This is a genomic window from Neptuniibacter sp. 2_MG-2023 (assembly GCF_030547495.1).
Taxonomy (GTDB): Bacteria; Pseudomonadota; Gammaproteobacteria; order Pseudomonadales; family Balneatricaceae; genus Neptuniibacter.
The window spans coordinates 24355-38326 of record NZ_JAUOQC010000022.1 but is presented as its reverse complement, the minus strand read 5'-3'; the positions used below and the strand labels follow the sequence as shown (position 1 = coordinate 38326).

General features: G+C 41.8%; 14 protein-coding genes and 2 riboswitches. Of the genes, 5 read left to right on the top strand and 9 right to left on the bottom strand.

What is annotated here, in order from left to right; genetic code table 11:
* The first annotated feature begins 539 nt into the window (after positions 1-539).
* Complete coding sequence (gene pfkA, locus Q4486_RS15295; protein WP_303520030.1) at positions 540-1547, top strand: 6-phosphofructokinase; 1008 nt, start codon at positions 540-542, stop codon at positions 1545-1547.
* A gap of 56 nt (positions 1548-1603) precedes the next feature.
* On the top strand, positions 1604-2806 hold the full coding sequence (zapE, locus tag Q4486_RS15290; protein WP_303520028.1) for a cell division protein ZapE: 1203 nt from the start codon (positions 1604-1606) through the stop codon (positions 2804-2806).
* Here the strand turns inward: zapE and Q4486_RS15285 are convergent.
* On the bottom strand, positions 2781-3410 hold the full coding sequence (locus Q4486_RS15285) for an MBL fold metallo-hydrolase (RefSeq protein WP_303520026.1): 630 nt from the start codon (positions 3408-3410) through the stop codon (positions 2781-2783). The genes zapE and Q4486_RS15285 overlap by 26 nt on opposite strands.
* Before the next feature lie 232 nt (positions 3411-3642).
* On the opposite strand from Q4486_RS15285, the gene Q4486_RS15280 reads away from it, so the two are divergent.
* On the top strand, positions 3643-3906 hold the full coding sequence (locus tag Q4486_RS15280) for a DUF5062 family protein (RefSeq protein ID WP_067869367.1): 264 nt from the start codon (positions 3643-3645) through the stop codon (positions 3904-3906).
* Positions 3907-3917: 11 nt separating this feature from the next.
* Positions 3918-3991: riboswitch (cyclic di-GMP riboswitch) on the bottom strand.
* A gap of 241 nt (positions 3992-4232) precedes the next feature.
* On the top strand, positions 4233-4718 hold the full coding sequence (locus Q4486_RS15275; protein ID WP_303520023.1) for a MarR family winged helix-turn-helix transcriptional regulator: 486 nt from the start codon (positions 4233-4235) through the stop codon (positions 4716-4718).
* Here the strand turns inward: Q4486_RS15275 and Q4486_RS15270 are convergent.
* From Q4486_RS15270 to mutM, 7 genes are all read right to left on the bottom strand, one after another.
* Complete coding sequence (locus Q4486_RS15270) at positions 4705-4941, bottom strand: hypothetical protein (protein ID WP_231867999.1); 237 nt, start codon at positions 4939-4941, stop codon at positions 4705-4707. The genes Q4486_RS15275 and Q4486_RS15270 overlap by 14 nt on opposite strands.
* A gap of 76 nt (positions 4942-5017) precedes the next feature.
* Positions 5018-6931, bottom strand: coding sequence for a phosphomethylpyrimidine synthase ThiC (gene thiC, locus Q4486_RS15265; RefSeq protein ID WP_303520020.1), 1914 nt, complete (start codon positions 6929-6931; stop codon positions 5018-5020).
* Positions 6932-6962: 31 nt separating this feature from the next.
* Positions 6963-7778: a bifunctional hydroxymethylpyrimidine kinase/phosphomethylpyrimidine kinase gene (thiD, locus tag Q4486_RS15260; protein ID WP_303520019.1), complete on the bottom strand. Its 816-nt coding sequence runs from the start codon at positions 7776-7778 to the stop codon at positions 6963-6965.
* Between the two features lie 53 nt (positions 7779-7831).
* A riboswitch (TPP riboswitch) is annotated at positions 7832-7923 on the bottom strand.
* A gap of 626 nt (positions 7924-8549) precedes the next feature.
* Positions 8550-9590, bottom strand: coding sequence for an MJ1255/VC2487 family glycosyltransferase (locus Q4486_RS15255; protein WP_303520017.1), 1041 nt, complete (start codon positions 9588-9590; stop codon positions 8550-8552).
* 3 nt (positions 9591-9593) lie between these two features.
* Positions 9594-10130: a phosphatase PAP2 family protein gene (locus Q4486_RS15250; protein WP_303419641.1), complete on the bottom strand. Its 537-nt coding sequence runs from the start codon at positions 10128-10130 to the stop codon at positions 9594-9596.
* A gap of 100 nt (positions 10131-10230) precedes the next feature.
* On the bottom strand, positions 10231-11163 hold the full coding sequence (locus Q4486_RS15245; RefSeq protein ID WP_303419639.1) for an alpha/beta hydrolase: 933 nt from the start codon (positions 11161-11163) through the stop codon (positions 10231-10233).
* 13 nt (positions 11164-11176) lie between these two features.
* Positions 11177-11989 (bottom strand): bifunctional DNA-formamidopyrimidine glycosylase/DNA-(apurinic or apyrimidinic site) lyase, encoded by an 813-nt coding sequence (gene mutM / locus Q4486_RS15240; protein WP_303520015.1) that lies wholly within the window; start codon positions 11987-11989, stop codon positions 11177-11179.
* Between the two features lie 158 nt (positions 11990-12147).
* Between mutM and Q4486_RS15235 the strand changes: the two genes are divergently transcribed.
* Positions 12148-13728: a cation:proton antiporter family protein gene (locus Q4486_RS15235; RefSeq protein WP_303520013.1), complete on the top strand. Its 1581-nt coding sequence runs from the start codon at positions 12148-12150 to the stop codon at positions 13726-13728.
* Positions 13729-13796: 68 nt separating this feature from the next.
* On the opposite strand, the gene rpmG is transcribed toward Q4486_RS15235, so the two are convergent.
* Positions 13797-13964 (bottom strand): 50S ribosomal protein L33, encoded by a 168-nt coding sequence (rpmG, locus tag Q4486_RS15230; RefSeq protein WP_067869293.1) that lies wholly within the window; start codon positions 13962-13964, stop codon positions 13797-13799.
* Positions 13965-13972: the final 8 nt, after the last annotated feature.

Below are 13972 nucleotides of genomic sequence, written 5' to 3'. Positions count from 1 at the left end.
AAGAGCGTTGCTTGGAACCAACCTAACGCTGCGAAGCGTTTCGTCTCAAGCGAGGCGCATATTCTACTTTGCGCCGCTTCAAAGTCAACCGTTATTTTGTGTTTTTCTGAATTAATTCTCAATCAATTCCAACACAACAACCAACCTTGAAACTTTCAAACCAAATCCAACAAAACCAAAGGTTTTCAAGGAGTTAATTCAACCTTTACTTAGGTCATTCAGCGCTGCTTTGCAGGCCTCCCTTAGCAAGGACGGCGAATTATAGACACTTCCTAAACAACGTCAACAGGCAAAACTAAAAAACTGTGAAATAAAGGCAAAAAAGCACCTTAGCGAAGAATCTTGTTCAAACAATAAACAAAATATTCAATTTGATAAGGTATATCGTAAATAAATCAGCTCACCCAATATACTCCGTTACCCTAGCCCCCACCTAACCCAACCAAAAAACATACAAAAGAAGCTATAAATAGATTTGCCCTAGCCGCCGATCACAATTACAGTTTAAGCATATATAAAGCCCTTAATTGAGGTTATACATGTACAAAATACCCTCCCTGCCTACAAACAAGACAAAACCTCAAGCTATTGCAATTTTAACCAGTGGCGGAGACTCTCCAGGAATGAATCCTGCCATTCGGGGCGTTGTTCGTGCAGCCCTACATAAAGGTATAAAAGTTTACGGTATCAACAAGGGATACAGCGGTTTAATTATTGGGGATATGGTGGAGATGGATTCCGCATCCGTTACTAACATTGTTCAACGCGGGGGGACCTTATTAAAAAGTGATCGCTGCTTAGCATTCAAAGACCCAACTGTCCGCCATCAAGCCGCCTTAGTATTAAAAGAAAAAAATATCGATGCATTAGTTGTAATTGGTGGCGATGGATCGCTTACCGGCGCTCACTTACTAACACAAGAAAACGATATCAAAGTGATCGGGCTACCAGGCACTATTGATAATGATATTTATGGAACAGATGACACTATAGGATTCGACACAGCAGTTAATACAGCTTTAGATGCAATCGACAAAATACGCGATACGGCTCTCTCACACGAAAGCCTCTTTTTAGTCGAGGTCATGGGACGAAATTCAGGCTTCATCGCCACACATGTAGGTATCGCCTGTGGTGCAGAAATGGTTGTTGTACCCGAATATGAAATCAAGCCTGAGACCATCTGCTTTCAGCTAGCCAATAACCGTCTACTTGGCAAAGGGGCTAGCGGTATTATTGTTGTTGCTGAAGGACAAACGCCTGGGCTAACAACCCACTTAGCCAACGTATTAGCTCAACATAAATTAGAAGCGAAAGTATGCATATTAGGCCACATACAACGAGGTGGTAGCCCGTCCGGCCATGACCGCGTGCTAGCATCTTGCCTTGGTTCAACTGCCGTCAATTATCTATGCGCAGGCTATAATGATGTAATGATTGGAGTACGAGATAACGCCATAACAGAGACTCCATTAAAAGATATTATCGAAAAAAACAAAAAGCTCGATGATACATTTTTTGAATTAGCCTTACTTCTGCATAAATGATCGCTGACTATATGATCACCACTCCAACAACCTTCTAAGTTTATAATAGCTTCCTTATGAAGATAATTATTCGGTCTATAGAAAAACAGTATCAGCAACTACTTGATCAATCCCAACTATCACCGGACCTTGCACAAACAGAGGTTGTTAAACAACTTCAGCAGCAACTAAACCACCTTTCTCATTTCGAACTATCCAAACCGATAAAGTGGGGTAAAAGATGGTTCGACAAACCGCCTTCCAGCCTTGGGATTTATATCTGGGGGCCTGTAGGTCGAGGCAAAACAATGCTAATGGATCTATTTTGCCAATGCCTAGCACCAAAGACATATATCAGACTCCATTTTCATCGCTTCATGGTGATGGTTCATCAACAACTTTTTTTACATTCAGGAAAACCCGATCCTTTAGCTCATATTGCCAACGAACTGAGTCTTAAATACAAGGTAATATGCTTCGATGAGTTTTTTGTCTCTGACATTGGTGATGCCATGTTATTAGGACGGCTTTATCAGGCTCTGTTCTCCAAAGGGGTCACCATTATCAGCACATCAAATATAGAACCCGATGATCTATACTCAGACGGCCTTCACCGTGATCGATTCCTGCCCACGATCAAATTAATCAAGGACAATATGCAGGTCATTCCTCTAGATAATGGCAACGACCATCGTCTCAATTATCTAGCTTCAAACCCAGCTTATTTTATTCAAGATAACCAAGCCTTAAAAAAGATCTATTACAAACTAACCCAGCACGAGGCACAACCTAACAGCAACAGCGTCACACTCTGCGGGCGAAAAATTAACTGTATAGCTAGAGACGATTCTGTAATTTGGTTTGATTTTGCCGAACTCTGTGAGGGCCCAAGATCAGCACGAGATTATATTGAACTCGCCTCAAATTATTCGCACCTAATTTTGAGTAACGTCCCACGCTTTCAAGGCCAAAGCAAAGAGCAGATAAAAGCGAGAGGAACGGAAGATAGTTATGGCTTATTTAACACCACCGGCTTAAGAAAGGTCGTGCAAAGCAATCATGATGATCCAGCAAGACGCTTTATCAGCCTAGTTGATGAGCTTTATGACTGTAGAGTAAATTTATATCTCAGCGCAGAAGACACTGCAGAGCAACTCTACAAGGGAGTTCTATTGAAAAAACCATTCAAGAGAACACTCAGTCGCTTACATGAAATGTCTTCCACCGCCTATCAAACAACACCCTCTTACGCCGTTAGCGAACGTAAGGATTACTCTTAATCTCAACACCCAATGTTGAGCGCGGGCCATGACCAGGAATAAACTCGACGGATTCACCTAAAGGAAACAGCTTCATTTTGATAGAATCGATCAGCTCTTGATGATTACCTTTAGGAAAATCAGTTCGACCAATAGAGCCATGGAATATTACATCTCCAACCAATGCCATCTGATCTTTCTCATTATAAAAAACAACATGACCTGGAGTATGTCCGGGACAGTGGATTACCTGAAAAACACCATCACCAACCTTGACCTCATCTCCATCATCCAACCATCGATCAGGCGTAAAAGAGTCACAATGTGGAAAATTAAACATTGAACATTGCTGCGACATACCTTCTATCCAAAAAAGATCGCCTTTATGCGGCCCCTCAATAGGTAGACTATTTTTAGCCGATAACTCAGCAGTACCACCAGCATGATCTATATGGGCATGAGTGAGCATGATCTTTTCCACCAGCACACCCTCCTCCTCAACAGCCGCCAGTATCTGATCTAAATCACCACCGGGGTCAACAATCGCTGCTTTTTTTGTATGCTCGCACCACACTAGAGTGCAGTTTTGCTGGAAAGGCGTTACAGGAATAGTCCGATATTTCATACTCATCTCTAATATAAACGTGCGACAAAGGCTTATTATATCAGCGGATATAGATTAAAAGACAAGATCTAAAGTGTATCTCTCTACTATTCATAAAATATTTATTTTCACGAGAAAGAAATACAACACCGCTACTGCAGAAAAAGGCATAATGAATAATTAATACAAAGACTTGTTTTTTATCACCTTTCTATTCAAAGTTAACATATGAGCATCAAATAGAGTGGCTATTATGAAAAAGCACAAACATGAAGCAGAGCTAGTCAAGGAAGCACTTCGCATCGGCTCCATTTACATAGAAAAACGGGGTGCGGGCCAATTTGAATCTACAGATAGCGCATCAAATAAAATTACTGCCATTTATAGATTATTAGTACAAGATGGGCTCATTCAGCCGTTAGCCAAAGGCCAAGACAACGAAATCAACATGAGACATAAGCTGGCACTCTGGATCGAGAGACAACTTCCAGCAGAGCACCCTTTAAAACAGAAATAGTAAACCTCTCTTTCGGTAGCCCAGCCATCCCTAAGGATCTGTGACTTTGCGTCCTAAGATTACTCTAAGTTTGCCGTTATCGAGAGAGGATCTATTCGCTGGAACAAGACTTAAAATACCTCTACACTTGATTAGCTAACCAAATGTTCAGGTTTCATTAAGTCCTCTACAAGGTTAGCAGAGTTACAAGATTTTGCTAAATAAAGATTTCAAATGAATGACAAGAACTAGACTAATAACCTAAGCACAACCTTTGCCATCCATTAGTCATCAATACTAATATTCACTGACAACTAAATAAGTGACAGAACAAAGGCCAAACGCTAATGAATCATCCGACAAACGAGCCATCTCCAAGTAATCGCAACGATTTTTTAGAATGTCTTCGCTTGATTGAACGTCTTCACCGACGAATCTTAGATATTCTAAAATTCAGACTTGAAGCACTCGGATATACGGATATCAACAGTGTACAAGCACTTCTTTTACATAATATTGCTGACCGCGAGATGACCGCTGGTGAACTGCGCACACGCGGCTATTACTTAGGCTCGAATGTTTCATATAATCTAAAAAAAATGGTCAGCAACGGATACATAATTCAAGAACGCTCAGAACATGATCTACGCTCAATCCGCATAAAACTAAGCCCTAAAGGCCTAAATATACATACTCTAATTTCTGAACTTTTCGATCAGCAACTTGAATTAATCAATGCCGAGCAGGTGTTACAAGGGGGCGACTTTAACCCACTACGTGAACAGCTCCGCCATTTAGAGACTTTTTGGGATCAGCAAGTTAGTTGTTACTAGCCTCTTTTTCTTTCTGGGCCTCAAGATACTGCTCATCTAATTGTCCATATTGACGCTTATATGCTTCAGGATCTGAGCGCCATAAACGATACAACTTACGATCATTTGCAGCTAAAGGCGGTGGAATTTCTTTTCTGCGACGGAAAGCATTCAACGTCACCACGCCAAATGCAAAAACAATCATAAATCCGACTGCGATATAGCTTACCCATTCATCTGACACATCATTCTCCAAAAACATCTTCAAAATGACACAAAAAAAGCCGCTAAAGTAGCGGCTTTTTAATAGTGCTACTCAACTATACCTTATGATAAATTTCAGCACCTGAATCTTTAAATTCAGCTGATTTCTCCTGCATCCCTTGTTCAGCTTGTGCATTAATCGCTGCAACCTGCTCAGCATCTAACTCACGAACCTCTTGAGATATTTTCATAGAACAGAATTTAGGCCCGCACATTGAACAGAAGTGTGCAACTTTAGCCGACTCCTTCGGTAATGTTTCATCGTGATAAGCACGTGCAGTATCAGGATCCAGACCTATATTAAACTGATCTTCCCAGCGGAACTCGAAACGAGCTTTAGACATCGCATTATCACGAATTTGAGCACCAGGATGACCTTTTGCAAGATCCGCAGCATGTGCAGCGATCTTATAGGTAATAATACCTTCTTTAACATCATCTTTATTCGGAAGACCCAAATGCTCTTTTGGTGTTACATAACAAAGCATTGCACAGCCATACCAACCAATTATTGCAGCACCAATACCTGACGTAATGTGGTCATAGCCCGGTGCAATATCAGTCGTCAACGGACCTAAGGTATAAAATGGCGCTTCATGACACTCAGTTAACTGCTTATCCATATTCTCTTTGATCATATGCATAGGTACATGCCCAGGCCCCTCGATCATAACCTGTACATCATGCTTCCAAGCAATCTTAGTCAACTCACCTAAAGTCTCTAGCTCAGCAAATTGTGCTTCATCATTGGCATCATACACAGAACCTGGACGTAGACCATCGCCTAATGAGAAAGAGACGTCATAAGCCTTACAGATCTCACAGATATCTTCGAAATGAGTGTAAAGGAAGTTTTCCTGATGATGCGCCAAGCACCATTTCGCCATGATAGAACCACCACGGGAAACAATACCTGTCATACGTTTAGCGGTCATTGGTACATAGCGCAGCAATACGCCAGCATGAATTGTGAAATAATCCACACCCTGCTCAGCTTGCTCAATCAGCGTATCTTTAAAGACTTCCCAGTCTAGATCTTCAGCAACACCATTTACTTTTTCTAGCGCCTGATAAATAGGCACTGTACCAATAGGTACAGGCGAATTGCGCATAATCCATTCACGGGTCTCATGGATATTTTTACCAGTAGAAAGATCCATAATGGTATCCGCGCCCCAGCGCGTACCCCATGTCATTTTCTCTACTTCCTCTTCAATCGAAGAGCTCACCGCAGAGTTACCAATATTGCCATTAATTTTGACAAGGAAGTTACGGCCAATAATCATCGGCTCTACTTCGGGATGGTTAATATTGGCAGGAATAATTGCGCGACCTTCCGCCACTTCTTGACGAACAAACTCCGGTGTTATTTCATCCGGTAAATTCGCACCAAAATTAAACCCAGGATGCTGCTCAGCAACAACATTTCCCTCAGCCCGCGCTTTCGCTAACTTCATATTCTCGCGAATCGCTATATATTCCATCTCAGGTGTAATTATACCTTGGCGTGCATAATGCAGCTGGGTAACATTCTTACCCTCTTGCGCGCGTAACGGCTTACGCGTCAATTCAAAACGTAGCTCATCTAAACGCAGATCTGCAGCACGAACACGGCCATACTGAGAGGTAAGCTTATCAAGCTCACAAGTATCCCCACGCTCTAAAATCCACTGATCACGTACAGGCACTAACCCTTTGCGAACATCAATCACTGCATCCGGGTCAGTATATGGACCTGATGTATCATAAACATACAAAGGATCATTTTTCTCTCCCCCCATATCTGTTGGCGTATCATCCAGCGTAATTTCACGCATAGGTACACGGATATCTGGGCGCGAGCCTTCAACGTAGACCTTTCTAGATTTAGGAAACGGCTGCACCGAATCACGGTCAACCTGTGCTGTCTGGCTCAATGCCTGACTCTGTGGTTCTAATTGCTTATTATCTTCCATCATCCAACCTGTCATTATTGTTTTTTCACAGCACAAGTAGCGATTGCTACCAGATATTGTGGAAGTGATTAACTGGGCCGTGCCCTGCACCCACGTTCAATTGATCAGCAGCTTTAATCGCCGCTGTAATGTATTCTTTTGCTCTTGTGACCGATTCCACAATGGAACAGCCTTGCGCTAAATACGCCGTAACGGCTGACGCTAAAGTACAACCTGTACCATGAGTATTTTTGGTTGCTATACGCAAACTTGGGAATTCAGTAAACGTAGTACCATCGAATAAAATATCTGGAGAAGACTCGCCTTCAAGATGGCCGCCTTTTAAAAGTACATTTTTAACGCCTAAAGCATGTACTTGGACAGCCATTTCACGCATGCCTTGAATAGATACTGGCTCATCTACACCCAACAAAGCTGCAGCCTCTGGAAGGTTTGGTGTAATCACGTAGGTTAAAGGTATCAACTTATCGATCAACACCTCTACCGCATCAGGAGACAGCAAAGCGTTGCCACTTTTTGATATCATCACCGGATCAACAACTAACCTCACATTATCAATACCTGATAAAAACTGAGCCACCCGATCAACCATCTCAGCACTACCCAACATGCCAGTTTTGACAGCATGAATCTGAATATCAGCAAAAACAGTCTCTAACTGCAGAGAGACAAAATCAGGTGTAACAGGATAAATACCCGCAACACATTGGGTATTCTGGGCAGTTAATGCGGTTATTACAGAAGCGCCATAAACACCTAGAGCTGAAAAGGTTTTCAAGTCAGCTTGTATACCTGCCCCTCCGCCAGAATCGGAACCAGCGATGGTTAATACATTAGGTATTTTAGGTGTGTTAACAGACATGACTAACCTCAATTATCATACTGAGGCCAGAAAAGTTATTGAATTGATTTGAAATTATCAACATCTGGGTTTCCTACGCCGGAATAAACCGGATCAGGTTCAACGGGTATAGTCTCAGCCCTATAGGGCACCCCGACCAAAAACAGCCATTAGTTTAAGTTCCCTCCCTCCTTATGTCCAGTAAACAGAAAAAAACCTCATGACTAGCCAAAATCTAAGATGCAGGTTCAAATCAAAGAAACTTTACTACCTTCTATTGAAAGGCTCTGAATTCAGAGATCAACTATTACAGGGCCTCAACTGGATAAATAGTAAACAGATAAAATATCAGGGCGAACCATTAGAAATAACCTTCTTAGCTTCCATCAAAAGACAGAAACCCGCAAAAAAACCGTCTTAATAGATTTAAACAACCGTTTCATTCGAAATTCAAACTGAAAGTTCCCATTAGCTTAGCTAAACCAGAAAATTAGGAATTTTTCTTATATCAATACTCCCCGTAAAGGGCATAATTGAATACGTGGATCTCCTGTTCATGGAACGAATACGAAGGATGGCCTCGAGAAGCGGAAAGGAAGGCATGACGCCCTAGGATTTTTGACCGCAAGGATTATGGAAGCCAATAGAGGGGATTCTTCAAGGAATGAAGTATCCCCTTACCTCCCTCCTTATACATATCTAAATTTAACTAAACACTAATCTCTAAAAGCTATATTACCTACAGCTAAACACATCTATAAAAGATTAATGGTGGTTTTTTACAGATCTTACTTAACGAGAAGCTGTGACGCTATATGAGCTATTCCAAGCATCATCCACAACCGACTGAACCGTTCGATTACAACCGGCTGCAATCCATTCAGCTAAAATAGTCGCCAAATCAGGAAACACTTTAGGTTCAGGCATAGGTAAAGCTAGCCACTGAGCAAGCCGCTCAGATTGCAAATTATCAATAACAATCCCTAACCCTAAATATTCGAGTATCTCAGCATTAGACTCCTGCTCAGCCTGCCCGACCTGGGGCAGCGTCAGGATTTTTTTACCGTACTGAATCGCCTCACTCAACAAACCAAAGCCTGAATTACAAATCACCCCCGAACAGTCCGATAAGTCGCGGTGAAATCCATCACGCGAAAAAGGCCGAACGTGCATATTCCCATCATCTGTCGCTTTATCAACTCGCGCATAGACAAAAAATTCGTACTCGGTATACAGCTGCAACGCCCGACAAATTTGATCTACATTATCATGTGGTAAATAGACAACGACTTTATTGTCACTTTTAACGGGATCGAACAACGGCGCTTGAATCAACGGCGGGCAGATTGCATGGTTAAAATGGTGCCAATGAATACCAACAGACACTTTAGCAGGTGCAAAGCTTTTAATTTGATGTCTAAAAATAAAGCCTGTTTTTGAATCAGGCAAAGCATGCAAAAAAGCATATTGGTGAGCTATGCCCACACTAGGAACCCCCTTGAATTTTGCCGCCCAAGCGGTCACAGGCTCAAAATCAGTGATCACTAAATCATATTGATCTAGATTCAAAGCAAAAATATCTCTGACCAATTTTATTGGATTATTACCTGTGAAGGTTTTCCATTGATTAACTTTACTTCCTTCCATATAGAAGGTTAGACCTTGTCGGCACTGGTAAGCACCAAAAGGTTCCATATTAAACAACTCTTCAGGATCCCGACCACTGAACAAATAATCAACATCCACCCCTGCTTTCTCTAACGCGGGAGCCATCACCCTTGCTCGTGTGATATGACCATTACCTGTCGCTTGAACACCATATAAAACTTTCATATTTTAGAGCACAACCAACGCAGGTAAAAAACTTAATGCAAACGTTGCGCTGCACAAACCTAAAACAGCACCCGCTAAAATATCAGTAGGATAATGTACGCCTAACAATATACGGGAAACACCCACCATTAAGGCACAACCATAGGCGAACTCAGCATAGGCAGGGTAGAAATTAGCAATAAGCGCGGCAAAAACAAAAGCGGCTGCGGAATGACCTGAAGGAAAACTAAACTTATCAGAAGGTACTATATAAGCCTCAATAGGAAGGGACTCACAAGGACGATCTCGCTTAATAGTGTTTTTAAGTATTAAATACAGAGGCAATTCGATTAAGTAAGCAAACAACCCTGCAATTAGAAAAACGAGTCCAGATACAGACTCGAAGATTGCAAGAAAAACACCCACCAGCAAATAAAAGCCACCATCACCTAAACGAGAAATTTGACGGCTAATTAAGGCCATTTGAGGTGCTTTAGGCAGCCCTAAACACCAATTAAATGCCAAAAGATCAAACGCGGTTAGAAACTTCATAGCACTCATATTCGGAGTTCTCCAAGTACTCTAGTCATACTTGAAGATAATGAGCAACTAAGGTGACATTCCTATGAATGAGTATTTACATTTTTATGACAGCGACAAATTAAAGAACAGCGTCTGCCATCTCTTTCGAAAACTGCTTTTCAAACCACTGAGCCGCCATCTCAACAATAAGTTTAGGTTTCATTAATGGCACCATATGCCCTTCATTATCAACAACCAACAGTTCCAATGGCTGATCGCAGTAACTCATGACACGCCGTGAATAACTGAGAGGCAACACCTCATCTTGATCTCCATGCAAAATAGCAGAAGAAAAATCAAACTTTTTGCTAACAATATTGCAACGGTAATTAAATAAGCTAGAAAGAGTACGGAGCGGATAATCAAAAACAATCAAAGGATCATTGTTGATTTCTTGTGCGGCTGGATGACCTTTTAGCAACTGCTCGAAATCCACAAAGTTTTTAAGAGGGACTTTATAAGTAGGCATCATTAGAGAGGAAGCCCATGTCCAATTCCAGCCCATGCGATAGCCCATATCAGGCGCTATATCAGGCACTAATAAAGTGCCACATAGAACAGCAGAAAGGCGATCATCCTGTTCTGCCGCAGCCATCGCAAGCAAAGCACCTATAGAATAGCCATAAATACCAAACGGCCCTTCAAAACGCTGCTGAAGTACATCAAGCACTTCCGATACGGCGTCACACATCTGCTCAACGGTGTAATCACCTCGAGAACCCGCCGAATATCCATGTCCTAAAGGGTCGATACCGACCACATTAAAACCTTTTTTAGACAACCCCGACAACAACTCGGCGTAAAGCTCACAATACGTGCCGATGCCCGGTAGAAAAACAATCGTGGGCGCATCAGGAGAAAATTCATACAATTCACAGTGAATCGCTTTTTCTCCTACACAAAACGCTGTTCGATCTTGTAAGTAGGATTCAATATTTAGTTTCTTTCGCAGGTTAGCGCGAAATACACAATCTTCTTGTGATAAAACTGGAGGTCTAATCTGTACTGTCATAAATAATCTCTGGTTATGTCTGGCAATGCTTACAAAAAACGGTAGAGCGTTGCCCTAATCGCACTTCAGTCAAAGGAGCTAAACAATTAACACAAGGCTCCCCTTTACGGCCATATACATGTAGTTTTTGCTGAAAATACCCCGGCTTACCATCACCTCCAACAAAATCTTTCAGCGTAGTACCTCCCTGCTGTATTGCGGCGGCCAGTACGCCTTTAATCTCATCAACCAATATCAGCAACTGCCTCTTAGAAATCTTTCCTGCAGGTCTTCGCGGATCTATACCACTTATAAAAAGCGCCTCCGTAGCATATATGTTCCCTACACCCACTACGATCTTACTATCCATAATTAACGACTTAATCGCCACTTTTTTACCCGCACAGCAGCTAGCTAAATAATCAACATTAAACGCTTCACTCAAAGGCTCTGGACCCAGCTTATAAAGCAATTCATGGTGCTCACCTTCTGGCTGCCATAAAACAGAACCAAAACGGCGCGGATCAGTCAGCCGAAGAATTTGACTATTAGTAAAGCAAAAATCTACATGATCATGCTTTTGCGGTATTTTATCTTTATCTACAATCCGCAGACTTCCAGACATCCCTAAATGAAGCATCACCTGCCCACCATCAACGCAAACAAGAATGTATTTCCCTCGACGAACAACATCAACTACCGTTTTCCCTTCTATTTTTTCAGCAAGAAAATCAGGTACTGGCCATCTTAAATTCGGATTTCTCACATTCAAGGCAATCAATTTCTCCCCCTTAATATGAGGGCGAATACCACGACAGGTTGTTTCTACTTCAGGCAATTCAGGCATGGATACAACTAATTTAAATAAATAGATAAAGAAAAATCACTATCAGATTAACACAAAAACAAGTAATTAAATGCTTCAGCTAATCCACAGTACAAAAACGGCGTGGTAAACTCCGCCTTAACTTAACAAGCTCATTTATTAGGCAGTCTCAATAGCTCATGGATTTTATCTGGATACTTTTTGCATTTGTCTGCGGCTACACGCTACGTTTAATCGAAATGCCACCACTAATCGGCTATCTTTTTGCCGGTTTTTTCCTCAATTTCCTTGGCATAGAGCCTGTTGATAGCTTAGATAGCTTAGCAGACCTGGGCATAACGTTAATGCTCTTCACTATAGGTTTGAAACTAAACATAAAAGACCTAATCAGGAAAGAAGTGTGGGTAAGTAGCCTGTCACATATGAGCCTATGGACTCTATTGATCGGATTGCTATTTTTATTGCTGTCTATCATGTCGGCTCCATTCTTTACCCAGCTAGATCTGAAATCAGCAGCCCTTATAAGCTTTGCACTCAGCTTCAGCAGTACTGTATGCATAGTTAAACTATTAGAAGAAAATGGTGAAATGCAAACAAGGCACGGCCAGCTCGCCATTGGCGTCTTAGTCATGCAGGATATTGCGGCCGTCCTTTTCTTAGCTTTCGCCACAGGGAAAGTCCCCTCTATCTGGGCATTAGCTTTATTTGGCCTACTTTTTATAAGACCTCTATTAAACCATTTACTCATGCGTGCAGGTCACGGGGAGCTACTGCCACTATCAGGTTTTTTCTTGGCTCTCGGCGGTTATGAGCTTTTCACGCTCGTTGGTGTGAAAGGCGACTTAGGTGCTTTGATCTTCGGCATGCTATTAAGTGCGCACCCTAAAGCAAGTGAGCTGACAAAATCGCTTCTGAGCTTTAAAGATCTATTCTTAATCGGTTTTTTCTTATCTATAGGTTTCACCGCTCTCCCTAGCTGGCCGATGTTTGGGATGGCCCTTGCGCTAGCCATATTAATACCGATGAAGTACTTCATGTTCTTCTTACTGTTTACCAAACTAAATTTAAGAGGACGAACCTCTTACCTTTGCGCCCTCGCACTCAGTAATTTCAGCGAATTTGGTTTAATCGTAGCCTACCTCTGTGTAGATAACGGTTGGTTAGATAAAGAATGGTTAGTTATTTTAGCACTTGCGGTATCCATCTCCTTTATATTAACAAGCCTCGTCTACCGTTCAGCACATTCCATCTATGCACATTACAAAAATAACATTAAGAATTACGAGACCAATACACCTCTAACTAACGACATTTTTGTTCAACCTAAAGACTCAGAAATCTTGGTCATTGGACTCGGGCGCGTAGGTAAAGGCGCGTTTAGGGCTCTTCACAATATTGTCGGAGATAAAGTATGGGGAATGGATGCGAATCGAAACCGTATCAAGAAATTCCAAGAAAAAGGGTTACATGTATTCTATGGGGATGGTGAAGATGCCGATCTCTGGAGCAATATGAATACTAGCGGTATAAAACTTGTTCTCCTTGCTCTCCCTTCCATTGATGACACTCTAAACATCGCAGAACAGCTACATAATGCAAATTACTCTGGAACGATTGCAGCCATCGCCCGCTTTCCCGATGAGCATGACATATTAGTAGACGGTGGTATTGATAAAGTATTCAACTTCTATACTGAAGCAGGTATAGGTTTTGCTGAGGAAAGCCTTCAACTGATTGCTAACGCGAATAGCCGCGCTTAACCAGCGGCTAAATTTCGAAACAAAAAAAACCCGATACAAGATCGGGTTTTTTTGAAGAACATAAAATCTTATTTGATTTTATGTTCTTTATATTCAACATGTTTACGAACTACTGGATCGTACTTTTTGAACACCATCTTTTCAGGAGTGTTACGCTTGTTCTTATCAGTAGTGTAAAAGTGACCTGTACCGGCAGAAGAAACCAGTTTGATCTTCTCGCGTGCGCCTTTAGCCATGATTCAGT

Coding starts and splice junctions, on each gene's coding strand:
- pfkA (WP_303520030.1), top strand. CDS start 540: ATGTACAAAATACCCTCCCTGCCTACAAACAAGACAAAACCTCAAGCT.
- zapE (WP_303520028.1), top strand. CDS start 1,604: ATGAAGATAATTATTCGGTCTATAGAAAAACAGTATCAGCAACTACTT.
- Q4486_RS15285 (WP_303520026.1), bottom strand. CDS start 3,410: ATGAAATATCGGACTATTCCTGTAACGCCTTTCCAGCAAAACTGCACT.
- Q4486_RS15280 (WP_067869367.1), top strand. CDS start 3,643: ATGAAAAAGCACAAACATGAAGCAGAGCTAGTCAAGGAAGCACTTCGC.
- Q4486_RS15275 (WP_303520023.1), top strand. CDS start 4,233: ATGAATCATCCGACAAACGAGCCATCTCCAAGTAATCGCAACGATTTT.
- thiC (WP_303520020.1), bottom strand. CDS start 6,931: ATGACAGGTTGGATGATGGAAGATAATAAGCAATTAGAACCACAGAGT.
- thiD (WP_303520019.1), bottom strand. CDS start 7,778: ATGTCTGTTAACACACCTAAAATACCTAATGTATTAACCATCGCTGGT.
- Q4486_RS15255 (WP_303520017.1), bottom strand. CDS start 9,590: ATGAAAGTTTTATATGGTGTTCAAGCGACAGGTAATGGTCATATCACA.
- Q4486_RS15250 (WP_303419641.1), bottom strand. CDS start 10,130: ATGAGTGCTATGAAGTTTCTAACCGCGTTTGATCTTTTGGCATTTAAT.
- Q4486_RS15245 (WP_303419639.1), bottom strand. CDS start 11,163: ATGACAGTACAGATTAGACCTCCAGTTTTATCACAAGAAGATTGTGTA.
- mutM (WP_303520015.1), bottom strand. CDS start 11,989: ATGCCTGAATTGCCTGAAGTAGAAACAACCTGTCGTGGTATTCGCCCT.
- Q4486_RS15235 (WP_303520013.1), top strand. CDS start 12,148: ATGGATTTTATCTGGATACTTTTTGCATTTGTCTGCGGCTACACGCTA.
- rpmG (WP_067869293.1), bottom strand. CDS start 13,964: ATGGCTAAAGGCGCACGCGAGAAGATCAAACTGGTTTCTTCTGCCGGT.